This window comes from Pandoraea sp. NE5 (assembly GCF_024363545.1).
Classification (GTDB): domain Bacteria; phylum Pseudomonadota; class Gammaproteobacteria; order Burkholderiales; family Burkholderiaceae; genus Pandoraea; species Pandoraea cepalis.
On sequence record NZ_AP025517.1, the window covers coordinates 4,621,174 to 4,646,387 of the forward strand.

21 protein-coding genes, 1 tRNA gene and 1 other RNA gene are annotated in these 25,214 nt (G+C 63.4%); 5 read left to right on the plus strand and 18 right to left on the minus strand.

Annotation, left to right across the window (positions count from 1 at the left end; all coding sequences use genetic code 11):
• Positions 1–24: 24 nt before the first annotated feature.
• The 8 genes from PanNE5_RS20900 to ffs all read right to left on the minus strand — a co-directional run bounded on the left by PanNE5_RS20900 (position 25) and on the right by ffs (position 7,623).
• Positions 25–567 (minus strand): hypothetical protein, encoded by a 543-nt coding sequence (locus PanNE5_RS20900; RefSeq protein ID WP_232424475.1) that lies wholly within the window; start codon positions 565–567, stop codon positions 25–27.
• Positions 568–671: 104 nt separating this feature from the next.
• Complete coding sequence (locus tag PanNE5_RS20905; RefSeq protein WP_026131488.1) at positions 672–1,184, minus strand: hypothetical protein; 513 nt, start codon at positions 1,182–1,184, stop codon at positions 672–674.
• 5 nt (positions 1,185–1,189) lie between these two features.
• Entirely contained in the window at positions 1,190–1,762 is a 573-nt protein-coding gene (locus tag PanNE5_RS20910) for a hypothetical protein (RefSeq protein WP_017231409.1), read from the minus strand.
• A gap of 752 nt (positions 1,763–2,514) precedes the next feature.
• On the minus strand, positions 2,515–3,873 hold the full coding sequence (locus PanNE5_RS20915) for a sigma-54 dependent transcriptional regulator (protein ID WP_017231407.1): 1,359 nt from the start codon (positions 3,871–3,873) through the stop codon (positions 2,515–2,517).
• 249 nt (positions 3,874–4,122) lie between these two features.
• Entirely contained in the window at positions 4,123–4,719 is a 597-nt protein-coding gene (gene recR / locus PanNE5_RS20920) for a recombination mediator RecR (RefSeq protein ID WP_017231406.1), read from the minus strand.
• Between the two features lie 35 nt (positions 4,720–4,754).
• Entirely contained in the window at positions 4,755–5,081 is a 327-nt protein-coding gene (locus PanNE5_RS20925; protein WP_017231405.1) for a YbaB/EbfC family nucleoid-associated protein, read from the minus strand.
• A 158-nt stretch (positions 5,082–5,239) separates the two neighbouring features.
• Positions 5,240–7,201, minus strand: a complete 1,962-nt coding sequence (dnaX, locus tag PanNE5_RS20930; RefSeq protein ID WP_261938748.1) for a DNA polymerase III subunit gamma/tau — start codon at positions 7,199–7,201, stop codon at positions 5,240–5,242.
• A 323-nt stretch (positions 7,202–7,524) separates the two neighbouring features.
• Positions 7,525–7,623, minus strand: an RNA gene (gene ffs / locus PanNE5_RS20935) — signal recognition particle sRNA small type.
• A 292-nt stretch (positions 7,624–7,915) separates the two neighbouring features.
• On the opposite strand from ffs, the gene trxA reads away from it, so the two are divergent.
• From trxA to PanNE5_RS20950, 3 genes are all read left to right on the plus strand, one after another.
• Positions 7,916–8,242 carry a thioredoxin TrxA gene (gene trxA, locus PanNE5_RS20940; RefSeq protein ID WP_010807316.1) on the plus strand — a complete coding sequence of 109 codons (327 nt, stop codon included), beginning with the start codon at positions 7,916–7,918 and terminating at the stop codon, positions 8,240–8,242.
• A 193-nt stretch (positions 8,243–8,435) separates the two neighbouring features.
• A complete protein-coding gene (gene rho / locus PanNE5_RS20945) occupies positions 8,436–9,698 on the plus strand; it encodes a transcription termination factor Rho (RefSeq protein ID WP_026132103.1) in 1,263 nt (420 codons plus the stop codon).
• Positions 9,699–9,870: 172 nt separating this feature from the next.
• The gene (locus tag PanNE5_RS20950; RefSeq protein WP_261938749.1) at positions 9,871–10,872 is read left to right on the plus strand and encodes a tetratricopeptide repeat protein; all 1,002 of its coding nucleotides are present in this window, start codon (positions 9,871–9,873) and stop codon (positions 10,870–10,872) included.
• Between the two features lie 200 nt (positions 10,873–11,072).
• Here PanNE5_RS20950 and PanNE5_RS20955 read toward each other — a convergent pair whose 3' ends face one another.
• On the minus strand, positions 11,073–12,128 hold the full coding sequence (locus PanNE5_RS20955; protein ID WP_410007549.1) for an extracellular solute-binding protein: 1,056 nt from the start codon (positions 12,126–12,128) through the stop codon (positions 11,073–11,075).
• A gap of 596 nt (positions 12,129–12,724) precedes the next feature.
• Here PanNE5_RS20955 and PanNE5_RS20960 point away from each other — a divergent pair.
• On the plus strand, positions 12,725–13,675 hold the full coding sequence (locus tag PanNE5_RS20960) for a patatin-like phospholipase family protein (protein WP_017234715.1): 951 nt from the start codon (positions 12,725–12,727) through the stop codon (positions 13,673–13,675).
• Between the two features lie 138 nt (positions 13,676–13,813).
• On the opposite strand, the gene PanNE5_RS20965 is transcribed toward PanNE5_RS20960, so the two are convergent.
• The 5 genes from PanNE5_RS20965 to PanNE5_RS20985 form a co-directional block, all read right to left on the minus strand.
• On the minus strand, positions 13,814–14,521 hold the full coding sequence (locus PanNE5_RS20965; RefSeq protein WP_017234714.1) for a C40 family peptidase: 708 nt from the start codon (positions 14,519–14,521) through the stop codon (positions 13,814–13,816).
• 311 nt (positions 14,522–14,832) lie between these two features.
• Positions 14,833–16,428, minus strand: coding sequence for an ABC transporter ATP-binding protein (locus PanNE5_RS20970; RefSeq protein ID WP_261938750.1), 1,596 nt, complete (start codon positions 16,426–16,428; stop codon positions 14,833–14,835).
• Entirely contained in the window at positions 16,425–17,519 is a 1,095-nt protein-coding gene (locus tag PanNE5_RS20975) for an ABC transporter permease (protein ID WP_261938751.1), read from the minus strand. Before PanNE5_RS20975 ends, PanNE5_RS20970 begins: the two co-directional genes overlap by 4 nt.
• A gap of 1 nt (position 17,520) precedes the next feature.
• Complete coding sequence (locus PanNE5_RS20980; protein ID WP_017234711.1) at positions 17,521–18,576, minus strand: microcin C ABC transporter permease YejB; 1,056 nt, start codon at positions 18,574–18,576, stop codon at positions 17,521–17,523.
• A gap of 41 nt (positions 18,577–18,617) precedes the next feature.
• A complete protein-coding gene (locus tag PanNE5_RS20985) occupies positions 18,618–20,573 on the minus strand; it encodes an extracellular solute-binding protein (protein WP_261938752.1) in 1,956 nt (651 codons plus the stop codon).
• Positions 20,574–20,849: 276 nt separating this feature from the next.
• Between PanNE5_RS20985 and PanNE5_RS20990 the strand changes: the two genes are divergently transcribed.
• Positions 20,850–21,698 carry an aspartyl/asparaginyl beta-hydroxylase domain-containing protein gene (locus PanNE5_RS20990; RefSeq protein WP_261938753.1) on the plus strand — a complete coding sequence of 283 codons (849 nt, stop codon included), beginning with the start codon at positions 20,850–20,852 and terminating at the stop codon, positions 21,696–21,698.
• Positions 21,699–21,759: 61 nt separating this feature from the next.
• On the opposite strand, the gene PanNE5_RS20995 is transcribed toward PanNE5_RS20990, so the two are convergent.
• From PanNE5_RS20995 to PanNE5_RS21010, 4 genes are all read right to left on the minus strand, one after another.
• A complete protein-coding gene (locus tag PanNE5_RS20995; RefSeq protein WP_150563017.1) occupies positions 21,760–22,992 on the minus strand; it encodes an MFS transporter in 1,233 nt (410 codons plus the stop codon).
• A gap of 133 nt (positions 22,993–23,125) precedes the next feature.
• Positions 23,126–23,467, minus strand: a complete 342-nt coding sequence (locus PanNE5_RS21000) for an FKBP-type peptidyl-prolyl cis-trans isomerase (protein WP_017234707.1) — start codon at positions 23,465–23,467, stop codon at positions 23,126–23,128.
• 121 nt (positions 23,468–23,588) lie between these two features.
• Positions 23,589–23,682: transfer RNA gene (locus tag PanNE5_RS21005), tRNA-Ser, on the minus strand.
• A gap of 223 nt (positions 23,683–23,905) precedes the next feature.
• Positions 23,906–25,156: an aspartate kinase gene (locus PanNE5_RS21010; RefSeq protein ID WP_130025635.1), complete on the minus strand. Its 1,251-nt coding sequence runs from the start codon at positions 25,154–25,156 to the stop codon at positions 23,906–23,908.
• Positions 25,157–25,214 lie beyond the last annotated feature (58 nt).

Below are 25,214 nucleotides of genomic sequence, written 5' to 3' on the forward strand. Positions count from 1 at the left end.
CTCCTTGACGAGAGAGTTACCCAGTTAAAAAGATGTGCCCGCCGGGGGACGGAGCACAAAAACATTTGCGGTTACATTGCCTATCCCAGCCGACTGGTTCACTTGGACCACACCGTTCGCACCGCGGAAGGCGTCACCGGAAATCGACGCCGTGCGGAACAGATCGTTGAGGTTGTCGTGCCCAGCCGGGCCACCCTTAGCGATCGCAGCGGATAGTGCCGTATCCGATACGCTCGCCACTCCAGCCGCATCGCCCGTCACAATGACCGTGGCGTTGCGTTGAAGATTGCCGGCACCGCTCGACTGATTGACTTGCGTCAGCCCCGAGGTGCCCGAAAATGCGTTGCCTTGAATTGCGGCGCTGGCCGCGCCGGTCGTCGTGGTGACGAGCGCCTGTTGATTCGTGCTCGATGCGCCGACGCTCACTCCGCCGCCATTGGCGATGACCGCGCTGTTGGCCTGGGCGTTGTTCACGCCAGCCGCTTGATTGACACCAAGGGCCCCGGTCACACCCACCGCCACACCGTTATCGATGGTGGCGTGCGTGCCGGCGAGTTCGCCGTTCACGATCCACACGTCTTGTGCCGACGACACTCCTGCGACGGCGCTCAGGGCGGTGGCTGCCGCCAGAGCGATGGCGCGATGGGCACGATGCGACAGGCGATGCGCGCTCATTTCGCCGCTCCTGCCGCACCAATGCTCGTGAGCGGTGCCAGTGCCGAGTTGATCACTGACGGTACGAGCGTACCGATGCTGCCGATACCACCGCCACCGCCGACCCCGGCGCTGAAGCCGCCGCCCACGCCGTTCGAGGTGTTGAGGGCGTTGCCACCGCGGGCATTGCCCACCAGCACCCCCATCACCGGGTCGATGCCGGAGCGCACGGCCCCCGTGACGAGACCGACCGAGGCGCGGCCCGTCAACTCACTATCCATGACCTGATTGACAGCCCCCATGGCGGTGTTGAACGGCCCCGTCGGGAATGCCGGTACGGCGATGCCAATCGGATTCTGCTCACGGGGCAAGCCGCGATAGGCGACTTCCGGGCCGATGTTGCGTTCGATCACCAGGTCCCCGGGCGTCGCCGGTTCGGCGTGCGCGCGGCCGGGGAGCAGCGCCGGGGTCAGCGCCACCATCATCGTGGCGAGGACACTGCCGGCATGCAACAGGGAGAATTGAGTCATCTGATTCACCGCGTGGAGTAAGTCACACGCGTCACCTGAACGTTGTTCACGCCGCTAGACAGTTGTTGCGGACGCGGCATCGGCGTCACGGCGCCGGGCAGTTCGTCCCACAACGTCACGCCGTTGGCGAGCGTCATTCCAGGTGACTGGACCATCGCGCCGCCTTGCAGATTGCGGCCGCGCTGGCTCCCGAGTTGTGCGTCATCGATACGGGCTGCCGCAAGGGGCACCCCGGTCACGCCCATGTCCTGGACGCTGGCAATGGGACTCGTGTCGTCGCCACCGGCAGCGGCCGGTGCTTCGTCCGTCGTCGTGCGGGCCGCGACCGGGACCAGGTCGGAGACCGGTGCCACCATGGCAGGGTCAGCATCCGTGACCCGCGTCGCAGGCAGCGTCGTCGAAAACGACGTCGGCACCATTGAGCCCGTCAGCATCGCCACATGCATAAGCGGCGAGCGCGAGAATTCATGCGCTTGCGCCGGTGCAGCGCACAGACCGAACGTCGCGGCAATGGCAGCGGCCAGCGCGCCTGCGCCTTGTCGTACTCGGTACTGAATGTCGGTGGTGAGAATTCGCATCGCTGTGCCCTCCTTGCCCGGCTCAATAAAGCGACTTCCGTGCCACCCGACTTAAGTGATTGAAAACATTGACGTTAGATTTTTCGACTTGGCCGAACGCCCGGGCCAATGCGCGAAAACGTTTCAGCATTGATACGCAGGCCATGCCGGGCCGCCGGTGCCACATCACCGACGCATTCCACAAACATTCCGAACTGCGAACGATATCGGCGTCGCCAGCGACGCTTGCCTTGGAGCCCCGGTTGACAAGGGCTTCCGGTGACAGAATTGCGGCAGTTTTATCCGCCTGCGACGTAACGACACAGCGTCGTCACAGATGCCCGCGCGAGGCGCGACGCCGTACGGTGCCGTGGATGTTTCATCTTTGATCGGTCTGCGCGGCCACCGGCCACGCCCATTTTCGGCGGCGGCAAAGCGCGTTCCCCCCGACCGCAGGCAGGACTTCGCGAGGTCGGGAAAGCGCAGGTGACGACGCACCGCAGACGCACACGTACGACGCCGCGGGACGCGTTCTCTGGAAAGGCGAGACAACGCAATGCGTATGGAAGACGTTCGAGAGGACTGCGGGAAGGTTCGCCGGATTCGCCCGTCGTTATTGGCGATGGCAGAAGTCGCGGATTGCGAGGACAGCGGTGAAAACACGGCGTAAAGCGGTCAGACTTGCGGGCTCAACTCGACGATATTCAGGAGCCCAAAAAGAAACGACCGCCCTGCTCATCACAGGACGGCCGCCCTCTCTTCGCCAGAAGACATCAGGCCGGCACGCCCGATTCGTCACCACGCATTCCATACCGGCACATGAGGCGGTACAGGGTAATGCGCGAAATGCCCAGCTCTGCCGCCACGTCCGTGAGCCGATGACAGTGGCGCAGCAATGCCTGCTCGATGGCCGTTCGTTCGGCCTCCGCGCGAATTTCCTCGAGCGTTCGCACGAGGGTCGGCACCCACGGCGTCAAGTCGAGATCCTTGGCCGAAATCATGCGGCCGTCGGCCATGACAATGGCGCGGCGCACGCGGTTGATCAGCTCGCGAACGTTGCCCGGCCAGTGATATTCATACATCGCCTGTACCGCGCACTGGGTGAAGCCGCGGATTTTGCGATGATTGTCGCCCTTGAAGCGTTGCAGAATATGGTGCGCGAGGATCTCGATGTCCTGCCCGCGCGCACGCAGCGGCGGTTCGTCCACCCGCAGTACGCAAAGGCGATGGAACAGATCCATGCGGAACCGCCCTTCTTTGACGGCTTCCTCCAAATCGACGTGCGTCGCCGAAATGATGCGCACGTTGACCGGAATCACTTCATGTCCGCCGAGACGCTCGATGGCGCCCTGCTGCAGGAAGCGCAACAGGCTCGCCTGGCTTTCGATCGGCAGGTCGCCGATTTCGTCGAGCAGCAGCGTGCCGCCATTGGCGGCCTCGACGCGGCCGATCTTGCGCGCATTGGCGCCGGTGAAGGCGCCGCGTTCGTAGCCGAAGAGTTCGGATTGCATCAAGTGCGGCGGAATTGCCCCGCAATTGATCGCGACGAACGGCCCCTTGGCACGCGACGAGCGCTCGTGAATCGCCACGGCACTCAGTTCCTTGCCCGTGCCCGACTCGCCCGAGATAAACACCGGGGCTTCGGTATTGGCCACTTTGCGGATCGTGCGGAAGAGTTGCTGCATCGCCTCGCACGTGCCGACCATCTCCTGATCGCCGCCGACTTGCGGCGTGACGAACGGCACCTCCGAGAGCGATGCCATGCCCCAGGCATGTCCGATCGAATGGGCGAGTTGGTCGTTCGTACAGGGAACGTTGACGTAATCGAAGCAATAGTCGCGGATCAGCCGGCGAATCGCTTTCGTCGTGAGTTGTTCGGGATTCGTCGCGGCAACCCAGCCGACCGTGGCGGGTTGCATGCAGGACTCGAATGCGCCCATCTCGCGGTCGCTATAGCCGCTCGCCAGATCGATGAGTGCTGCGCTGGTCGTCCCCGGATTCAGAATGCGACTGACGTCGCTGGCGCTCTTGGCCGGCAAGACTTGCCAGCCTTGCTCTCCCAGGAAAGACAACAGACCGTCGTTGTGCTTTCGGGAGGCGTAAATCAGGGTGCGCCCGGTATCGTTAGCCATACCTTAACTCCCTGCCTAAGCAGTGCCCGTGCGCAGTTATTGGGTCATCGACCGGATCTACGCGACGGGAATACGGCCCCGCGCCGCTCGTGAACTTTTTGAATTCCCCGTGCTGGTGGGTCATCAAGTCGGCAGGTTCAGTCTAGAAGACCGGGATGGGTGCAGAAATACCGAATAACAGCTAATCCGATTGGATGAGAGGAGCAGTACCTACGCGCAGCGTTGGAGCGCGACACGCGCGCGTCATGCTCAGAGCGTATGCCTGTCGAGCACGGCACGCGCGATCGTACCGGCGTCCACATACTCGAGTTCGCCACCGACGGGTACCCCCCGCGCCAGCCGACTCACGCGCAAACCGCGCGCCTTGAGCATCTGTCCGAGATAGTGGGCGGTGGCCTCGCCTTCGTTGGTGAAGTTGGTGGCGAGCACCACTTCCTTGACCACGCCGTCCGTGGCGCGGCGAATCAGTTGCTCGAAGTGAATCTCGCCGGGACCCACGCCGTCGAGCGGCGAGAGATGCCCCATGAGCACGAAATACAGCCCCTTGAAGGTCAGCGTCTGCTCCAGCATGTTCTGGTCGGCAGGCGTTTCCACCACGCACAGCAGGCTCGTGTCGCGCTCGGGATCGAGACACGTCTCGCAAATCTCGACTTCGGTAAATGTATTGCAGCGCGCGCAATGGCGAATCTGCTCGGCGGCATGCACCAGCGCCTCGCCCAGCCGCACCGCGCCTTTGCGGTCGCGTTGCAGCAGATGGTAAGCGATGCGTTGCGCGGACTTCGGGCCGACCCCCGGCAACGCGCGCAGGGCATCGGCGAGTTCCTGCAGGCTCGAGAGCTGGGACATGCGTCGTGTGTCTCTTTAAACTGGCGGAGGACCGCTCAGAACGGCATCTTGAAGCCCGGCGGCAGCGGCAGACCGGCGGTCAGGCCGCCCATCTTCTCCTGCGCCGTCGCTTCAGCCTTGCGCACCGCGTCGTTGAACGCCGCCGCCACGAGGTCTTCGAGCATGTCCTTGTCGTCCGCCAGCAGGCTCGGGTCGATGGTCACGCGACGCACGTCGTTCTTGCACGTCATCACGACCTTGACCAGCCCCGCCCCCGACTGACCCTCGACTTCGATCAGGGCAAGCTGCTCCTGCGCCTTCTTCATGTTTTCCTGCATTTGCTGGGCCTGCTTCATCAGACCTGCAATGTTTCCCTTCAGCATGGTGACTCCTGAATAAATCGTATGAGGTGGGTCAGATGCCGCGCGTCCAATGCTGTACGCGCCGAGCATCGCGGTGTGTCGTCGTGTGTCGTCGTGTGTAACGCGCGTTTGAGGATTTTCTTCGAAAACCCGGCACCGAATTGCGACAGCGAACGGCCTTATTGTAACGGGCGAACGCTGCCCGGCAGAATCTGGGCGTCGAATTCGTCGATCAGTTCGCGCACGAGCGGATCGTCCGCGATCGCCCGTTCCGCCGCGCTCTGGCGCGCCGCCGCCGCTTGCGCGGCGAGCGAAGCCGCTGTCGTCCCCACCTGCCCCAGCTCGACATGCAATTGCACCTCGGCGCCGAAGTGCTCAGACAGCGTCTGACGCAGCTTGTCGGTGGTGGCCGCATCGGCCAACTGCCGCAGCGGCACGCGCAAATGCAACGCGCGACCGGCGACCTCGGTCAACTCGCTTTGAAATGCCAGTTGTTGGGCAAGACCGCGTGCCGGGAGACCGGCGGCCAATGCCGGCCATTCGCCGGTAAAGACCGGTGCGACACCGTCGGCTTCACGATAGACGCAAGCACGCGGCGTCGTCGCAGGCGCTGCCGTTACCGCACCGGCAGCCCCTGCAGGCTCGGGCTCCGGGTCGGCACCGGCTGGCGCCTCGTCGGAGGCGCGCGACGCGCTGCCGCGATGGGCGCCTGCGCCGCCGGCAGCGCGTCCTGCCGTGCCCTTGCGTCCAGCATTGAGGGCGGCAAGGGCCGCGCGGGCGGGCGACATCGGGGCGCCATCGGCCGGCGCACTGCTTCGCGCCGACGGGGCATGGCGTGCCTCGGGTTGGGCGGCCGGCGCGGCAGGCGGCGAGACCGCCGACGATGCCACGGAAGCGGCTGACGCGGGCGAAGCCGATGAAGCCGATGCTGCAGACGATGGGGACGCACGCCCCGTTTCCGCCATCGGGGTCCGCGACGGCGCGGCCGCTGGGGTCACAGCCCGCGCGACACCCGCCGTCTGCGGCGTTGGCGGTTCCGCCAGCGTGCCGCCCGCGAGCAACGGCGTGAACGCCGCCATTCGCAGCAGCGCCATCGAAAAACCGGTGTATTCGTCCGGCGCAAGTCCCAGATCGCCACGCGCACGCGTGGCGATCTGGTAATACAGTTGGACGGCTTCAGGCGACAACGCCTGCGCCAGACGTCTCACGTCCGCCGCTTCCGGCCATTCGTCCGACACGGCCTGGGGGGCGTATTGCGCCAGAGCAATCTTGTGCAGCAAGCTGCCGAGATCCTGCAATCCCGCCGCAAACGAGAAACTGCGCTCGGCCATTTCGTCGGCAACGGCCAGCAGGTCGGTGCGCGATTCGTCGTTGAGGGCGTCGAGCAGACGCACGAGCACGCTCTGGTCGATGGCCCCGAGCATGCCGCGTACGGCCGTCTCGGTCAGCGGACCCGCGGCATAGGCGATGGCCTGATCGGTGAGCGACAGGGCGTCGCGCATGCTGCCGCCCGCCGCCTTGGCGAGCAGACGCAACGCCTGCGTCTCGTTCTCGATGCCTTCCTCGCCGAGGATGGTCGTGAGGTGCGACACGATGTGCCCGGCCGGCATCTGCTTGAGATTGAATTGCAGGCAGCGCGAGAGCACAGTGACCGGAATCTTCTGCGGATCGGTCGTCGCCAGGATGAATTTGACGTGCGCGGGCGGTTCTTCCAGCGTCTTGAGCATCGCATTGAACGCGTGCCCCGTCAGCATGTGCACTTCGTCGATCATATAGACCTTGAAGCGCGCATCCGCTGGCGCGTAGACGGCTTTTTCCAGCAGCGACGTCATTTCGTCGACGCCGCGATTCGATGCCGCGTCCATTTCCACGTAGTCGACGAAGCGCCCTTCGTCGATGGCCCGGCAGGCCTTGCACACGCCACACGGCTCGGCCGTGATGCCCGTCTCACAATTGAGCGCCTTGGCCAGAATGCGCGAGAGCGTCGTCTTGCCCACGCCACGCGTGCCGGTAAACAAGTAGGCGTGATGCAAACGCTGTTGCTCGAGCGCGTGCGTCAACGCACGCACGACATGCTCCTGGCCCACCAGGGTCGAGAAGCCTTTGGGGCGCCATTTGCGCGCGAGTACTTGATAGGTCATGCCAAATTGTAACAGTTCGGCGTTGAGCGTCCGCACCGATGTCAACGCCCAATCGGGCGTTGTCAGCCCGGGAAATCCGTCAGGCTATCGGTGCGATAGAAAAAAATGTTGCGCGATTCTACCAAGCGGCCCCGGCGCACGCGATACGCGTTGAAATAGCACCGACGGGACGCGGACGGTGACCGTCAGCGGGCATCGACGAACCACGGCGGCACCATGTCCATTCACCATGGAAACGACCGATCGCAACGACACGCGGCATGTGAAAGCGGAGGCGGAATGTGCGCGAAATGCGCGGAGAACATCGATAAAACAAGGAGGTAGGTGACGAGCCTGACCCTCGGCACTGGCAGAAAACGGTTGTGGCTGCTTCGTTCCCGACCTGACCAGATTGGCCGCGCCACCATGCGAGGAGGCCCGTCAGGAACAGATTCTACCAGAGTCGGCGTGCCAACAGAAGCCCGACGCGCGAGATTGTGGGGCGCGGGCGCTCCCAACGGCAACCTCGCGGCGCGCTCAGGCACGACGCGCAAGCGTTTGCGATTTCCGCTAAGATGAGCACAAACTGCATTGGCGAACGCTATTGAAGCACGCGATTGCAGCCTCCATATGGAGAATGCACGCCCGGGAAAGCCGGGTGACATCTCCGGCGTCGGCGAAAGCGCGCTGTTTTCACCGGACGTTTCCGAATAGTCAGACGAGGCAACAATACTCATGAGCGAACAAATCAAGCACATTTCCGACGCCAGCTTCGACGCGGACGTTTTGAATTCCGACAAGCCGGTGCTTCTCGACTTCTGGGCGGAATGGTGCGGTCCGTGCAAGATGATCGCCCCGATCCTGGAAGACGTGGCCAAGGAATACGGCGACAAGGTGCAAATCGCCAAGATGAACGTGGACGACAATCAGGCCACGCCGGCCAAGTTCGGCATCCGCGGCATCCCCACCCTGATCCTGTTCAAGAACGGCGCCGTCGCGGGCCAGAAGGTCGGCGCCCTTGCGAAGGGTCAACTGACCGCCTTCCTCGACCAGCATCTGTAATCCCCAGCCAATGACGGCAGGTGCCGGGGCCTTTGTCGCCGCAGTGCGACAGCCCGGCGCCGGACAAGCGGTGCGGTGCTTGCGCGCGGCGCTGCTTGCTATATAATCCGGCAACAAGCATCTCAAAGTTCTTCGAGCGTTCGCTCACTTTTCCCTGATCCTTCACTTGTCGTCCGTCGGACGGCACCTCCGTATGCATTTATCCGAACTAAAGTCCCAGCACGTCTCCGAACTGCTTGAAATGGCGAACGGTCTCGATATCGAGAACGCAAACCGCCTTCGCAAGCAGGAGCTGATGTTCGCCATTCTGAAGAAGCGCGCAAAGACCGGCGAAACCATCTACGGCGACGGTACGCTCGAGGTGCTGCCGGATGGCTTCGGTTTCCTGCGCTCGCCCGAGACGTCGTATCTGGCCAGCACGGACGATATCTATATCAGCCCGTCGCAGATCCGCCGCTTCAACCTGCATACCGGCGACACGATCGAAGGGGAAGTGCGTACGCCGAAGGACGGCGAGCGCTACTTCGCGCTGGTGAAGGTCGACAAGGTCAACGACCATCCGCCCGAGGCCTCGAAACATAAGATCATGTTCGAGAACCTCACGCCGCTGCACCCGAACAAGCCGCTGCTGCTCGAGCGCGACATTCGCGGTGAAGAGAACGTGACGGGCCGCATCATCGACATGATTGCGCCGATCGGCAAGGGCCAGCGCGGTCTGCTCGTGGCCTCGCCGAAGTCGGGCAAGACCGTGATGCTGCAGCACATCGCTCACGCGATTGCCACCAACCATCCGGAAGCCAAGCTTTTCGTGCTGCTCATCGATGAGCGCCCGGAAGAAGTGACGGAAATGCAGCGTTCGGTGAAAGGCGAAGTGGTCGCTTCGACATTCGACGAACCGGCCACGCGTCACGTGCAGGTCGCCGAAATGGTGATCGAGAAGGCCAAACGCCTGATCGAAATGAAACAGGACGTGATCATTCTGCTCGACTCGATCACGCGTCTGGCCCGCGCTTACAACACCGTGATCCCGGCCTCGGGCAAGGTGCTCACCGGCGGTGTGGATGCCAACGCGCTGCAGCGCCCGAAGCGTTTCTTCGGCGCCGCACGTAACGTCGAAGAAGGCGGCTCGCTCACGATTATCGCCACCGCACTGATCGAGACCGGCAGCCGCATGGACGACGTGATCTACGAAGAATTCAAGGGCACGGGCAACATGGAAGTGCACCTTGAGCGTCGTCTCGCGGAAAAGCGCGTCTACCCGGCCATCAACCTGAACAAGTCGGGCACGCGTCGCGAAGAGTTGCTCATCAAGCCGGAAATCCTGCAAAAGATCTGGGTGCTGCGCAAGCTCATCTACGATATGGATGAGGCTGAAGCCATGGAATTCCTGCTTGGCAAGATCAAGCAGACGAAGAACAACGCCGAGTTCTTCGACCTGATGCGCCGCGGCGGCTGATTTCGCCCCCTGCGCGTCATGAGAGAAAGCCGCGACCCGCGTGTCGCGGCTTTTTCATTGCGCCACCCCGCCGCTGCGCGGGCTGTCACGATGACTGTTATATGATGGAACGGCACCGCGCACCGGCCGCCAACACGCGTTCCCCAACGCGGTTCCCGAAGGAGAGATTGCAATGTCCGAGCAAGACGATTTGATGGCGGAAGCCTTTGCCCACCTCGAAGCCGGCGACCCCGAGTCGGCGCTGGAGATCGGCAAGCGGCTCGAGTCGATGCAGTACTCGGGCGCCTATGAGGTGCAGGCAATGGCCTACGCCGATATGGACGACATGGAACAGGCCGTGACCATTCTGGAAGCCGGTGTCGCGCATGCGCCGGGCGTCTGGCTGCTCTGGCAACTGCTCGGCAACTACCGCTCCGATCTGGGGCGCTTCCCGGCCGCCATCGAGGCATATGAGGCAGCGGGCAATTGCGCGCCGGACGAAGACGTCGTCATCGTCGACTTCAATCACGCCAACGCCCTCACCCGCCACGGCGATTTCACGTCGGCACAAACGCGTCTCGACCGTGTGCTTGAGAGCCCGCACCTCGCACAGGCCGGACGTGCCTTCATCGAAAACGCCATTGCACTGCGCATGCACCTGTTCAACGCCCAAGGTGAGCCGAAGGCCGCCATTGCAACCTACGAATCGCTGCACCAGCACGCGCGTGACGACGAAGGCAGCAACGTGGCCATGGCCGACGTGCTCGCCGAGCTATCGCTCGCGTACAAGCAGTCGGGCGATAACGATAAGGCGCTCGCGTCGGCGCTGGAGGCCGTGCAGCTCTACAAGTGGAGCGACACGGCCCTGTGGGCCCTGCGTGCCGCACGCGACGCGCAATCGGATGTGGCCCACGTGATGCATCTGATCGTGGAAGGGCAATGGTATGAGCCGCTGGAGGATGAGGATCCCGATGGCCCGCCGCCCGCGTTCGTCACCACCTACGACGTGGTGGCCGAAGATGAAGCCGAAGCCCTGCGTCTGATCGCGGAATGCGAGCCGCCGCAAGTGCGCGACTCGCTGCGTATCGCCGAGACGCATCCGGTCGATCACGACGAGGAGTCGCCTATGCCCTACAAGGGAGTGTATGCCACGGGCGACTACCATATGTATCAGCCGGGCGATGATATCGACTGAGCGCACTGCCAAGCGCATCGCCTGAGCCCACGGATCCCGCGGGTCGATCCACTGAATCGACCGGATTGTCGGGCATCGCTCAGGTCATCAGCGACCGTTAGCGACAAAGGGCACCGGAATTTCCCGGTGCCCTTTGTCGATTGACAGCATCCACGCCGATGATCGCGGGGGCATCGCGCCCCCCGCGATCAGGCGTCGGTTTATTTATAGCCCGCTCGATCGAGAATACGCTGCGCTTCCGGCAGGCTTTTCGCGATGGTGCCGATGGGCACGTCTTCCGCCTTGAATGAGCCCAGCGCGGCGAGTGCGGGGTTGTCGACGCGAGTCGTCGGCACGGCGGGCCACTCGTTGTTGCCGTTCGCGAAGTACCGCTGCGCGTCGTCGCTCGCGAGATATTCCAGGAACTTCACGGCGTTGGCATGGTTCGGTGCATGCTTGGCAATGCCCGCCCCCGCCACATTCACGTGGGTGCCCTTGCCCGCCTGATCCGGCCAGATCAACCCCACCTTGGTCATCAGCGCTTTGTCCTCAGGCTTCTCCGAACGCGCCATGCGCACGTAATAGTAAGAGTTCGCGAGCGCCACGCTGCACTCCCCTGTCGCCACCGCCTTGATCTGGTCGGTATCTCCCCCGCGCGGTGCACGCGCAAAGTTCGCCACCATGCCTTCGGCCCATTTCTGCGTCGCCGGCGCGCCTTCACGCGCGATCAGCGCGCCCACCAGCGAGAGCATGTACGGATGCGAGCCCGACCGGGTGCAGACTTGCCCCTTGTGCGACGGATCGGCCAGCGAGGTGTAGGTCTGCACCGTCTTCGGGTCGACCTTGTCCTTGTTGTAGACAATCACGCGCGCCCGCGTCGAAAAGCCGTACCAGTCCGTGCCGACCGTCGTGCCCGCGGCGTGCAGCTTGGCTGGAATGCGCGCATCGAGCGTCGTCGACCGGGTCGGCTGGAACAGCCCTGCCTCGTCGGCCTTCGCCAGACGCGCCGCGTCGACCATCAGAATGACGTCCGCCGGACTCTTCGCTCCCTCGCTCTTCAACCGCTCCAGTAGCGCCGCGTCGTCCGCTTCGATCCGATTGATCTTGATGCCGGTCTGTCGTGTGAACTCACCGAAAAGCTGTTCGTCGGTCTGGTAATGACGCGCCGAATACAGGTTCAGCACGCCACCGGTGTCGGCCTGCGCGCCGAGTGTCGCGCCCATCAACGTGCCGAGTACCGTCAGTCGCGCCAGTTTGCCGATCGTCTTCGCCTTCATGGGCCATTCCCCCGCTGTCGTGGTTTCGTAGAGAGGAACAGGATAATGAATGATGCCCAATATTGCAAATGATTCCCATTATCATTAATTCACATCTTCATTATGGGAAACGTGCAGGGGGATGCGCGGAGGGGCGCTGGTGCGGTCGGCGAATCGCCAAGGCCGCCGCGACTGGGAACAGAAGGCACCCGAACCTGGTGCGCTCCGTCGGTTGCGGCTGATAAGACGAAGCACCCCGTCAAAGGTTCCGGTCAGGTGCGCGCCTCTCGACGATCTCCTCGAAAAGTGAACCGAATTGCGCCCGGGCGGCTCCAACCGCCGTAAAATTGCGCGTCGACGCGCGCCAGTCGCCTGCCATCCCCCTCTGATCGAAGGCGCCACGCGCGTTTGTCCTGCCCTGCCGGAGTTTCCCTTTGTTGTCGTCGATTCGAAAACTACGCCGCCCTGTCACACCGACAGCCCACGGCGCCCCCGCCCTTGCGCGGCCCCACTCGCACTCGCTTTTGCATCCTCTTTTGCGTCCCTTCCTGCCCTTCCTCGCCAGCGCGCGCGTCCCGCTCGCCGCCTCATCCCGCACGGCCTTGAGCGCACTCGCCATGGCCGCCGTGTTGGCCGGGTGCGCGAGCGCGCCAGGGGGCAATGCGCCCGTGACCTCTGCCGACAGCACGTCGTCGACCGCGCAGACACCGACGGTACCCGCCACCCCGGCGGCGCCGCCGAAGGTGGTCCGGCCGCTGAAGATCGGGCTTGCGCTCGGCGGCGGCGCGGCGCGCGGGTTCGCGCATGTGGGCGTCATCAAGGCGCTGGAGGCCCGCGGCATACACGCGGACATCGTGGTCGGCACCAGTGCGGGGAGCGTCGTCGGCGCGATGTACGCCTCCGGTCTGAACGGCTTCCAGCTCAACCGCCTGGCGTCGACGATGGATGAAGCATCCATCAGCGACTGGACGATGCCATTCCGCTCTCGCGGCATGCTGCGCGGCGAAGCCCTGCAGTCCTACGTCAACAAGATCCTCAAGGATCGCCCGATCGAGCAGATGCCGCGCCAGTTGGGCATCGTGGCCACCGACTTGCAGAGCGGCGCACCGATCCTTTTCCGTCGCGGCAATACCGGACAGGCCGTACGCGCGTCGAGCAGCGTGCCAGGCGTGTTCGAGCCCGTGCATATCGGCACGCGCGATTACGTCGATGGCGGCCTGGTCGCGCCGGTGCCCGCCGAATACGCCCGCCAGATGGGGGCCGACTTTGTGATTGCCGTCGACATTTCGGCCAACCCGACCGCACAGGCCACGCAAGGCCAGTTCGACATCCTCATGCAGACGTTCACGATCATGGGGCAGTCGATCAAGCAGTACGAGTTGGAAAAGAATGCGGACGTGGTGATTCGTCCGTCGCTGGCAAAGATGGGGGCCTCGGACTTCCAGGGCCGCAATCGCGCCATCCTGGCTGGCGAAGAAGCGGTTGCCGCGATGTGGCCGCAGATCCAGCGCAAGCTGGCCGAAGCGCAGACGGACGCCACGCGCGGCATGCCGCAAGCCTCGCGCTGAGCGAAGCCGCACCGGGCACGCCAAGCGCTCTGACGAGCGCCGTAATCCACCCCCTGAAATACGAAATGCCGCCCACTGGGCGGCATTTCGTTTTGTTGTCTCGTCTAGTTATCCGCCAACGCCGCGGACATCAAACGCCTACATCGGGTGGTCGTTCTTGAAGAGCTGCTCAACGCGCGTCAGTTCGGCGCTGGCCTTGAGCGTTTCGACACGGCGGGCGCCGTTGTAGCGGGCCGACCAGTATGACTCGCGCAGGTCCTCCACACGAATCTTGCCGCCGGTGGCCGGGGCATGCACGAACTTGTCGCCGCCAATATAGATGCCGACGTGCGAGAAGCTTCTCCGCATCGTATTGAAGAACACCAGATCGCCCGGCTTCAGATCGGTCTTGGCGATACGCTCGCCCACCTGGCTCATTTCTTCCGAGCGGCGCGGCAGCATGAAGTTAAGCGTGTCTTGGAACACGTAACGCACGAAGCCGCTGCAATCCAGACCGCTGTCCGGCGTATTGCCACCGTACTTGTAGCGCACGCCGATGTAGTTCAACGCACCCAGCACCACGTCCGAGGCCTTGTCCGTCACGTTCGAGAGCAGCTTCTGCGCACGTTGCACACGCGATTCTTCGACAGGCGCTTGCGGCACATCAGATGCCGCGGCAGTGGTCGCCGCGCTCTGGGCAGCGCTGAAACTACCGCCGGCCTGGAGGGTGGCAGCGGCCGCTCGGGCGGCGGCGGTCGGACCGTTATTGTAGTCGTCAGCCTGCGCCGACAACGAGGCGGTAACGAGGCCAGCGGCAGTGAACGCGAGAAGGAGTGTCTTGCGGATGCGCGGAGGGATCGTCTGCATTAGTCGCCGGGTTGAGTGTGTCGGATGGCCGATGAGTAGCTCGTCAGGTGCAACAGGATGCTGCCGTGTCGAACGCCTTCGAGTTACGCCCGGCTGACCCACCGCCGAACCTGTCGTCTTGACTGACTGTTAACTCGTTGAATATTCAACTTAATTGGTACGCGATAGTAATGTGAACGTCACATGATGTCAAAAGGTAATAGAAAAAAACAATCAGTGCAATCGGAAAATTTTTATTAACAATCAAGCCTTTGCGATTTAGACGATGTTCCGCGACGTTGCGTGATATTTCACCGGGGCGTCATGAGGCCCTACCCCATGGCCGCCGCGATCAGCGTTCTCGTGTAATCGTTTTGCGGATCGAAAAATACCGACTCCGTGTCCCCCTGCTCGACCAGTCGCCCGTCCTTGAAGACCAGAACACGATGTGCCATCGCACGCATGACGGCCAGATCGTGACTGATGAAGAGGTAGCTCAGGTTGTACTTGATCTGCAACTGCGCGAGCAAATGGAGCACTTGCTGTTGAATGGACACGTCGAGCGCGCTGGTCGGTTCGTCGAGCACGATCACCTGCGGATCGACCACGAGCGCGCGCGCAATCGCAATGCGCTGACGTTGACCGCCCGAGAACTCGTGCGGATAGCGCGACATGGCACGCGCATCGATTCCCACCTCGCGCAACACGTCCGCCACACGGGCTCGTCGCTCGTCTTCCGTCTGTTGCGGCCGATGCAGCGCGAGCCCCTCGCCCACGATCTCCTCGATCGTCATGCGCGGCGACAACGAGCCGAACGGGTCCTGGAACACGATCTGCATGCGAGAGCGCAGCGTGCGCTGCGCCTTGCCACGATAGGCGGCGAGCGGCTCGCCCTGGAATTCAACCTGCCCGGCACTCGTGCGCTGAAGTCCCAGCAACGCCATCGCGAGCGTCGATTTGCCGGAGCCCGACTCGCCCACCACGCCCAACGTCTCGCCCTGGCGCAATGCCAGATCGACCGGATGCACCGCGCGGAATCGTCCGCGTTGAAACCAGCCGCGCATGCCGGGCTGCGAGGTCGGGTAGTCGACCGCGATCCCGCGCGCCTCGAGCAACACCGGCGCAATGGGCAACACCGGATGAATCTCGCGCTGCGGACGACTATCGAGCAGCTTGCGCGTGTACGGATGTTGCGGATCGGTGAAGAGCGTCTCGGTGTCCGCACATTCGACGAGAACGCCTTTCTCCATCACCGCGACGCGTTGCGCGAAACGCCGCACCAGATTCAGATCGTGCGTGATGAGCAGCACCGCCATGCCACGCGTCTCGGCGGCTTCGCGTTGCAGCGCCAGCAACAGTTCAACGATCTGGGCACGAATGGTGACGTCGAGCGCCGTGGTCGGCTCGTCGGCCAGCAGCAACTTGGGCCGGCACGCGAGCGCCATGGCGATCATGGCACGCTGGCGTTGCCCGCCTGACAGCTCGTGCGGGAAGTGCGACACACGGCGCTCCGGCTCGGGAATGCCCGTGCGGCGCAGCAGCTCCACCGCGCGCGCCTTCGCCTCCTTGGCAAAAAGCCCTTCGTGCAGCTCAAGCGCCTCGGCAATCTGGTCGCCGATCGAATAAAGCGGATTGAGCGCGGTCATCGGCTCCTGAAAAATCATGGCGACGTCGTTGCCGCGGATACCTCGCATCTCGCGCTCGCTCATGCTGGCCAGGTCGACGCCGTCGAGCATGATCCGTCCCTGTACCTGCGCGTCCTGCAGCAGGCGCAGGATGGCCAATGCCGTCACGCTCTTGCCGGAGCCCGACTCGCCGACCAGCGCGACGCGCTCGCCCCGCCCAATGGCAAGACTCACGTCCTTCACGGCTTCGGTGTCGCCGAAGTACACCGACAGGTTTTCGATACTGAGTAGCGGCGCGCTCACATTGCCCCCCCGGCGGCGGCCTGCTTGTCCGCGACACGCGTGTCGAGCGCATTGCGCAAGGCGTCGCCCATGAACGTGAGCAGCAACAGCGTGAGCACGAGCACCACGAACGTGGCCAGCGAAATCCACCATGCATCGAGATTCGCCTTGCCTTGATTGAGCAACTCGCCCAGGCTGGGCGTCGGCGGCGGCACGCCGAGGCCCAGGAAGTCGAGACTCGTCAGCGCAAGAATCGCGCCGCTCATGCGGAACGGCAGGAACGTGATGACCGGCGTCATGCTGTTGGGCAGCACGTGACGCCGGATGATCTGCCAGTTCGAGAGTCCCATCGCCCGCGCAGCGCGAACGTAATCGAGCTGACGATTGCGCAGGAACTCGGCGCGCACGTAGTCGGACAAGCCGATCCAGCCGAACAGCGAGAGCAGCACGAAAAGCAGCCACAGATGAGGCTCGAAGATCGACGCAAAAATGATGAGCAGGTACAGCTCCGGCAACGAGCCCCAGATTTCGATCAGGCGCTGCAGCGTCAGGTCGATGCGCCCGCCGTAGAAACCCTGCACGGCGCCGGCCAGCACGCCGAGCAGCGTGCCGGAGACCGTCAGCGCCAGCGCGAAGATCACCGACAACCGGAACCCGTAGAGCAACCGTGAGAACACGTCTCTGCCGCGATCGTCCGTGCCCAGCCAGTTCTCCGACGACGGCGGCGCGGGATTGGGCGTGGTCGAGAAATAGTTGATGGTGTCGTAGTGGTAACGCACCGGCGGATAGATCGCGAAGTTATCGCCCGCGCGGATGCGCTTCTCGATGAACGGGTCGAGGTAATCGGTCGGCGTCGGAAAATCGCCGCCGAAGGTCAACTCGGGATAGGTCTCCACAAGTGGGAAATACCAGTGCCCGTCGTAGCGAACGACCCACGGCTTGTCGTTGGCGATCACCTCGGCAAAGAGACTGATGCCGAACAACACGACGAACACGATGAGACTCCAATACCCCAGTCGCTGATTGCGAAAGCGCCGCCAGACACGCCAACGCGGCGAACGCGATGGGGCGAACGACGACGGGCGTGGCGATGGCGTGGCGGATCGGGTCACGTCAGTGCTCCAGTCGATCGAATTGAATACGCGGGTCGACCAGGACGTAGCACAGGTCGGAGATGAGCTTGGTCACCAGGCCAATGAGCGTGAACAGATACAACGAGCCGAGCACGACCGGATAGTCGCGCCGCTGCACCGATTCGTACGAGAGACGCCCCAGCCCATCGAGCGAGAACAGCGTCTCGATCAGCAGGCTGCCCGCGAAGAACGCGCCAATGAAGGCCGATGGGAAACCAGTGATCAGCGGAATCAACGCGTTGCGAAAGATGTGCTTGAACAGCACCTTGCGCTCGGAGAGTCCCTTGGCGCGCGCGGTGAGCACGTACTGGCGGCGAATTTCGTCGAGGAACGCGTTCTTCGTGAGCATCGTGACGACCGCGAAACTCCCCACGACCGACGCCGTCACCGGCAGCGTGATGTGCCACAGGTAGTCGGTGATCTTCGCCGGCCACGATAAATCGCTCCAATTATCGGAGACGAGTTCGCGCAACGGGAACAACTGCCAGAACGTGCCGCCGCCGAAGAGCACCAGCAGCAACACCCCGAGCACGAAGCCCGGGATCGCGTAGCCGACGAGCACCACCAGACTCGTGAGCGTGTCGAATCGGGAGCCGTTGCGCACCGCCTTGGCGATACCCAACGGCACCGATATCAGGTATGTGAGGAAAAACGTCCACAGGCCCAGGGAGATCGATACGGGCAACTTCGAGACGATCAGCGACCACACGCTCTGGTGATGGAAGTAACTCTGGCCGAGATCGAATTTCGCGAAGCGCTTGAGCATGAGCCAGTAACGCTGCGCCGGCGTCTTGTCGAACCCGTACAACGCCTTGATCTGGGCCAGTTGTTGCGGGTCGATGCCGCGCCGTCCGCGATAGTCGCTCGCGGCGCCGCCACCGCTCGCTTCCCCGCCGCCACCGCGCCCCTTGAGTTCGAGCATGACCTGCTCGACCGGACCGCCGGGCACAAATTGGATGACCACGAAGGTCAGCGTGATCACACCGAGCAGCGTCGGGATCATGATCAGCAGGCGTTTGAGAATGTAGGACCACATGGTTGGGGGCAGCTCCTGTCGGTTCCTGACTCGGTGACGTGCTATCGGGACGCGGCGGACGCCGGAGACGGCGCAGCGGACATCGACGCCCCGGGCGTCGCCGCCTGCGTCTGCCCCACACGCGAATCCCACCACGTCGACACGAGCCAGCCTTCGGCGGTGTAGTACTTCGGCAACTTGTCCGGGAAGTGCAGATATTGCTTGTAGGCCATGCGGTGCGTCGACGAGAACCAGTGCGGCACGATGTAGTAGCCATGCATCAGCACGCGGTCGAGCGCGCGCGCCGCGGCCACGAGGTCGTCGTAGGTATGCGCACGCACGAGATCGGCCATGAGCGCATCGACGGCCGGATCTTTCAGACCGATGGCGTTATCGGAGCCTTCCACGTCGGCCGAGTGGCTGCCAAAGCGGTCGAGCAATTCGGTGCCGGGAATCTGCGAGTCGGGATAGCGCAGCGAAATCATGTCGAAGTCGAACGCCTCCAGACGCTTCTGATACAACGCGAAGTCGCTCGTGCGAAAGTTCAGCGTAATACCCAGCTTGGCGAGGTTGCGTGCGTAAGCCGAGGCGACCGGCCCCATCGCACCGCCATCATCTAGAAACTCGAAGACGAACGGCTCGCCTTTCGCGTTACGCAGTGCACCGTCGCGATAAGTCCAGCCGGCCTGCGCCAACAGCTCGCGCGCCTGGCGCAGGTTCTCACGCAGACTGGCGGGCGGGGTCGTCGTCGGCTGCACGACCATCGGCCCGAACACGGCCGGATCGAGCGATTTGCGCAGCGGTTCGAGCAGCTTGCGCTCCGCCTCGCTCGGCAGGCCGCGTGCGGCGAGATCGCTGTTGGTGAAATAGCTGTCGATGCGCTGATACTGGTTGTAGAACAGCTGACGGTTAAGCCACTGATAATCGAGCGCAAGATCCAGCGCCCGGCGCACGCGCACATCGCGAAATTTGTCGCGTCGCAGGTTCAGGATGAAGCCCTGCATGCCCGCCGTGTTGTGGTGCGCGAACTCACGCTTGATCAGTTCGCCATCGCGAAAGCGCTTCCCCACATAGCTGCGCACCCAGCTTCTCGCACGGTATTCGGTAATGGCGTCGAACTCGCCCGCCTTGAAGCCTTCGAGCCGCACGATGTCGTCGGAGTACAGCTTGTAGACGATGCGCTCGAAGTTATAGGTGCCGCGTCGCACGGGCAACGCGTTGCCCCAGTACTCAGGGTTGCGCCGGAAGGTGATGCGCCTTCCGCCGTCATACGACTCGATGAGATACGGACCACTGGCGATGGGCGTCTCGAACGTCAGCGCGTCGAAGGCCTTGCGCTTGCCGTTCGCGCCGGCCCCCCACTTGGGCGAAAACACCGGCACCGTTGCCACGAGCAGCGGCAGGTCGGGACTCTCGCGACGGAAGTCGAAGCGCACACGACGCGCGTCGAGCACGCTCACACTTTTCACGTCCGCGAACATCACCTTAAAGCCCGGCGAGGCCTGCGGGCTCATCAGCGTATCGAACGAATACTTGACGTCTTGCGCCGTCACCGCGTCGCCGTTGTTGAAGCGTGCGGCCGGATTGAGGTGGAACGTGACCGACGCGCCATCGGGGGCCACCGCGATGTCGTCGGCGAGCAGGCCATAGACGGTGGCAGGTTCGTCGGCGCTGCCAATGCCGAGCGTCTCGAACATGAGGCCGAGCACGCCCGGGGCCGACGTGCCGCGCAGCGTGAATGGATTGAACTTGTCGAAGCTGGTGCGGCGGTCGGGGTTCGCCAGCGTCAGCGTGCCGCCACGCGGCGCATCGGGATTGACGTAGTCGAAGTGTGTGAACCCTTGCGGATACTTCGGTTCGCCGTATTGGGCAATGGCGTACTTCGCCTGCGCCGACGGCGCCAGCAACAGGGCGACGGCGAGGGCGGGAACGACGGTCAGCACGCGGACCAGAGAAGTCACGAAGCGGCTGAGCGGGCCGCGTGTCGTGTATGGGTGCCGTGAAGTGGGCGCTTTCATGCGTCTCCTGTGTTGGTCGGCCAGCACCAGCCTGCCGGGGCCCGGACGCATCCAGCCCCCCTCCCCTTCGCCCCGCCACCGTGTTTGGCGACGTGGCATAACGGCGCGTAACATCTCGTCATGGCGCATCCCTGTGCCGTCACGCACAATTCCCGCACGAGGCTTGGCGACATGGCCGGACCGCGCGACAATTGTACCCAAAAGCCCGGCGGTTACCGCACTGAAAGACACAATCTCGCCGGCCCGGTTCCCCTGTTTCCGCCCTGGAGGCCGACGTTGAGTGCTACACGATCGCCCGCGCAGAACCCCAACCGTACCCTGCCTCGCTGGCTCGCCCGATTTTTCTTTCAATGCGTGGAAGCGGCGCAACGTCGTATTGCGCGTGGGTCATTGGTCGGCGACCGACCCATTTTCGACAACGCGCAGTTCCCGTGGGTCGAAGCCCTCGAAGCGCAGGCGCCGGCCATCGCCGCGGAACTCGACGCCGTCCTCGCCACGCCCGGGCGTTTGCCGGCGTTTCACGAAATCTCGCCCGACGTCGCCACCATCACGCAGGATCATCAGTGGCAGACCTTCGTGTTTCTCGGCTACGGCATGCGCGCCGAGCGCAATCTCGCGCGCTGCCCGGCCACCGCGGCCGCCCTCGACGGCATTCCCGGGTTGCGCACCGCGTTCTTCTCGATCCTCGCGCCGGGCAAGCAGATCCCGCTGCATCGAGGTCCTTACAACGGGGTGCTGCGCCTGCATCTTGCACTGAAGGTGCCGCGCGAGCGGGAGCACTGCTGGATCGAAGTCGACGCTCAGCGTTACGCCTGGCAAGCGAACCGCGCCGTGATCTTCGACGACGCCTATCCCCATCAGGTGCACAACGATACGCCCGAGACACGCGTGGTGCTGTTCGTCGACTTCGAGCGCCCATGCAAAGTCCCGGAATCGTGGCTCAACAAGTTGCTGCTGGCCTTCGCACCGCTCACGCCGGAGTTGCAGCAGGCGAAGGCAAATCACGAACAGTGGGAGCGCGATTATTACGCGGCGCCCGCGCCGGCCGCCAACCCGGCAACGCCCCCTGAGAATGCGGACTCGCCGACCACGAAGGCCGTGGCCGACGACCACGCACACGGCTGACGCGACGCATAAAAAAAACGCCAGCGACGTTTTCGCTGGCGTTTCAGTGGGGTAGCCGGACCTACGAAGGCCGGCCGGGCTGCGCGAGCGCGTCCTGCGCGGGCGGTGGGACGAAGTTCGCCGCAAGCACCGCGACCAGCGCCGCCGCCATCATCGCGCCGATGCCGAGCGCGGCATCGCCGAAGTGGAGGTACGCCACCTTCATCGTCTCGATCACGGCCACGGCCACAACGATGGTGATCATGCTGAGCATGCCGGCCACCGTCGCACGATTGGGACTCTCGACAGCGAACAACGACTGCCGATACACCACCCCGTAACACAGGCCCATGCCGAACGCATGCAACGACGTGCCAACAAGCAGGGCCGGATAGCCCGGCGCTAGAATCGCCGTACCGATGAGCGACACCGCCGCGCCAATCAGCATCGCCGCCACGCCCGTCGCCAGCAATCGGCCATTCGACCAGCGCCCGACCTGACGCGCGAGCAACACATTGCCGAGAATCAGCGCCGCGAAGACCGGCACTTGCAGCAACGCGTATTGCATCTGCGACAAACCGGCGCGCTCGATCAGGAACACCGGGCCGAGGGCGATCCATGTCAGCAGCGGCGTGATGGCAAGCCCCGTGAGCACGGCACCGCGCCAGAACCGCGCGCTCGAGAGCGGCAGCTTGTAGCCCGTCCAGAGCTGCTTCGCGTTCAGCGCCGTGCGGTCATGGCGCGACAGTTCCGGCATGGTGCGATACAGCCCCACGAACGAAAACACCGCCACGATGGCGATGAGCCAGAAGATGCTGCGCCATGGCCAGTACGACACCACGGCCGCACCCGCGAGCGGACCGAACAACGGCGAGAGCAGCGAAACGTTCGCCATGAGCGCCATCACGCGCACCGCCGTCTTCTCGTCGAACGCTTCGTGCACGGTCGGATAGCCCACCGTCAGCACGAAGCAGCACCCCATGCCCTGGAGGAAGCGCAGCGCAATGAACTGCGGCATCGTCTGCACGTAGTGCGTGGCCAGACAGGCGACGATGAACATCACGAGACCGCCGAGCAGCACGCGACGGCGTCCGAAGCGATCGGCGAGCGGTCCGAGCAGCCATTGCAGGCTGGCGTTGCCGAGCATGGCCGCAGTGAGCGCCAGCGTGGTCATGTCCGCCGACGCCCCGAATTCGCGCGTGACCATCGGCATGCCGGGCATGATCATGTCATTCGAGATATAGACGGCAAACTCGAAGAGCACGAGCGAGAACGGAAACCAGAATCGGGAAACAGACAGGGTGGGGTGAGACACCTAAAGAAGGCTCCTTTGTTCAGCCATCGCGCATGGCGAAGGCCCACGTAAAAAGACAACACCCCCGGTACCTGCGAGGCACCGGGGGTGTCGTTTGCATCGATGATGCCGCTTGGTGACGGCTTTCGATCGCTCAGACGTCCAGAAGTTCGACCTCGAAGACCAGCGTGGCGTTGGGCGGAATCACACCGCCGGCGCCGCGTGCGCCATAGCCTAGTTCGGGCGGAATGACCAGCTTGCGCTTGCCGCCGACCTTCATGCCGGCAACGCCTTCATCCCAGCCGCGAATGACCATGCCACCGCCGAGCACGAAGGCGAACGGGTCGTTGCGGTCCTTGCTGGAATCGAATTTCTTGCCATCGGTCAGCCAGCCCGTGTAGTGCACGGTGACGGTCTGACCCGGCGTGGCTTCGGCGCCATCGCCCACTTGCAGATCGTCGTATTGCAGGCCGGAATCGGTAGTGATGATCGACATCGTTGTCCTCGCTCGAAACAGAAAGAGTATCGACGCGCGAGGTATCGCCAACGCGCGAACTCGGGAAAGAAAAAACCCCCGGCTCTCCGCGAAGAGCCGGGGGTGTTCCGCCAAGGCGACTTGGCGGAGACGGAGGGATTCGAACCCTCGATCCAGGTTTTGGCCCAGATGCTCCCTTAGCAGGGGAGTGCCTTCGACCTCTCGGCCACGTCTCCCAAACTTGCCGTCACATCAGGGAGGTGATGTAACGAAGGCGTGATATTACCTACTGTTCGCGATGTCGTCAAACATTATGCGCATCGAAAACCAACAAAATTTGCGCATGTGTCATGCCTTCGACACGCTTGGGGAACATTCCCCGCACTGCCGCGCGAAAATCGCGCGTCGCGCCGCATGCCTCTTGCGCGCATGCGGCACACCGGGTGCCGTCAACGACGCTCAGGCCTGGTCGAGTTCGAACGCCTTGTGCAGCGCGCGCACGGCCAGTTCCATGTACTTCTCGTCGATCAGCACGGAGATCTTGATTTCGGACGTCGAGATCAACTGAATGTTGATGCCCTCTTCCGACAGCGTGCGGAACGCCTTGCTGGCGATACCGACGTGCGAGCGCATGCCCACGCCCACGATCGACACCTTCGAGACCTTCGGGTCGCCCACGACTTCGGCGGCACCGATGTGGCCCTGCACGTCCTTTTGCAGCAGCGTCATGGCGCGCTGGTAGTCGCCGCGCGGCACGGTGAACGTGAAGTCGGTCTTCCCCTCGATGCTCAGGTTCTGGATGATCATGTCGACATCGATGTTCGCGTCGGCGATCGGACCAAGGATCTGGTAGGCGATGCCCGGACGATCCGGCACGCCGCGCACAGTGATCTTGGCCTCGTCGCGCTGGAATGCGATACCCGAGATGATGGCCTTTTCCATTTGTTCGTCTTCCTCAAAAGTAATCAGCGTGCCCGAGCGCGCTTCTTCGTCGAGCGCGATCATCGGGTCGGTCAAGCTCGAGAGCACGCGCGTCTTGACCTGGTACTTGCCGGCAAATTCCACCGAACGGATCTGCAGCACCTTCGAGCCGAGACTGGCCATTTCCAGCATCTCTTCGAAGGTGACCTTGTCGAGGCGACGCGCGTCGTCGACCACGCGCGGGTCGGTCGTGTACACGCCATCGACGTCGGTGTAGATCAGGCACTCATCGGCCTTGAGCGCAGCGGCCACCGCCACCGCCGACGTGTCCGAGCCACCGCGACCCAGCGTGGTCACGTTGCCGTTCGGATCGATCCCCTGGAAACCCGTGATGACGACCACGCGGCCGGCATTGAGATCGGCCATCACGCGCGTGTCGTCGATCTCCGAAATACGAGCTTTGGTGAAGGCGCTGTCGGTCTTGATCGGTACTTGCCAGCCCGCATAGCTCACGGCATCGACGCCCGCTTCCTTGAGCGCCATCGCCAGCAGGGCAACGCTCACTTGCTCGCCCGTGGCGGCAATGGCGTCGAGTTCGCGCGGATCGGGATGGGCCGAAATCTCCTTGGCCAACCCCAGCAGACGATTGGTCTCGCCAGACATGGCCGACGGCACCACCACCATCTTGTAACCGGCCTTGTGCCACTTGGCCACGCGCTTGGCGACATTCTTGATGCGCTCCACCGAGCCCATCGACGTGCCGCCGTATTTGTGTACGATCAGAGCCATAACATTGCTAACACATTGATTTGAAACCGTTTATGAATCACGCACGGAGACCCGCCGA

Bases quoted from the DNA above. Each gene is read 5' to 3' on its own strand.
- PanNE5_RS20910 (WP_017231409.1), bottom strand. From the start codon at position 1,762: ATGCGAATTCTCACCACCGACATTCAGTACCGAGTACGACAAGGCGCA.
- PanNE5_RS20960 (WP_017234715.1), top strand. From the start codon at position 12,725: ATGGCCGCCGTGTTGGCCGGGTGCGCGAGCGCGCCAGGGGGCAATGCG.
- PanNE5_RS20955 (WP_410007549.1), bottom strand. From the start codon at position 12,128: ATGAAGGCGAAGACGATCGGCAAACTGGCGCGACTGACGGTACTCGGC.
- PanNE5_RS21010 (WP_130025635.1), bottom strand. From the start codon at position 25,156: ATGGCTCTGATCGTACACAAATACGGCGGCACGTCGATGGGCTCGGTG.
- PanNE5_RS20965 (WP_017234714.1), bottom strand. From the start codon at position 14,521: ATGCAGACGATCCCTCCGCGCATCCGCAAGACACTCCTTCTCGCGTTC.
- recR (WP_017231406.1), bottom strand. From the start codon at position 4,719: ATGTCCCAGCTCTCGAGCCTGCAGGAACTCGCCGATGCCCTGCGCGCG.
- rho (WP_026132103.1), top strand. From the start codon at position 8,436: ATGCATTTATCCGAACTAAAGTCCCAGCACGTCTCCGAACTGCTTGAA.
- PanNE5_RS20980 (WP_017234711.1), bottom strand. From the start codon at position 18,576: ATGTGGTCCTACATTCTCAAACGCCTGCTGATCATGATCCCGACGCTG.
- PanNE5_RS20950 (WP_261938749.1), top strand. From the start codon at position 9,871: ATGTCCGAGCAAGACGATTTGATGGCGGAAGCCTTTGCCCACCTCGAA.
- PanNE5_RS20915 (WP_017231407.1), bottom strand. From the start codon at position 3,873: ATGGCTAACGATACCGGGCGCACCCTGATTTACGCCTCCCGAAAGCAC.
- PanNE5_RS21000 (WP_017234707.1), bottom strand. From the start codon at position 23,467: ATGTCGATCATCACTACCGATTCCGGCCTGCAATACGACGATCTGCAA.
- trxA (WP_010807316.1), top strand. From the start codon at position 7,916: ATGAGCGAACAAATCAAGCACATTTCCGACGCCAGCTTCGACGCGGAC.
- PanNE5_RS20905 (WP_026131488.1), bottom strand. From the start codon at position 1,184: ATGACTCAATTCTCCCTGTTGCATGCCGGCAGTGTCCTCGCCACGATG.
- dnaX (WP_261938748.1), bottom strand. From the start codon at position 7,201: ATGACCTATCAAGTACTCGCGCGCAAATGGCGCCCCAAAGGCTTCTCG.
- PanNE5_RS20985 (WP_261938752.1), bottom strand. From the start codon at position 20,573: ATGAAAGCGCCCACTTCACGGCACCCATACACGACACGCGGCCCGCTC.
- PanNE5_RS20925 (WP_017231405.1), bottom strand. From the start codon at position 5,081: ATGCTGAAGGGAAACATTGCAGGTCTGATGAAGCAGGCCCAGCAAATG.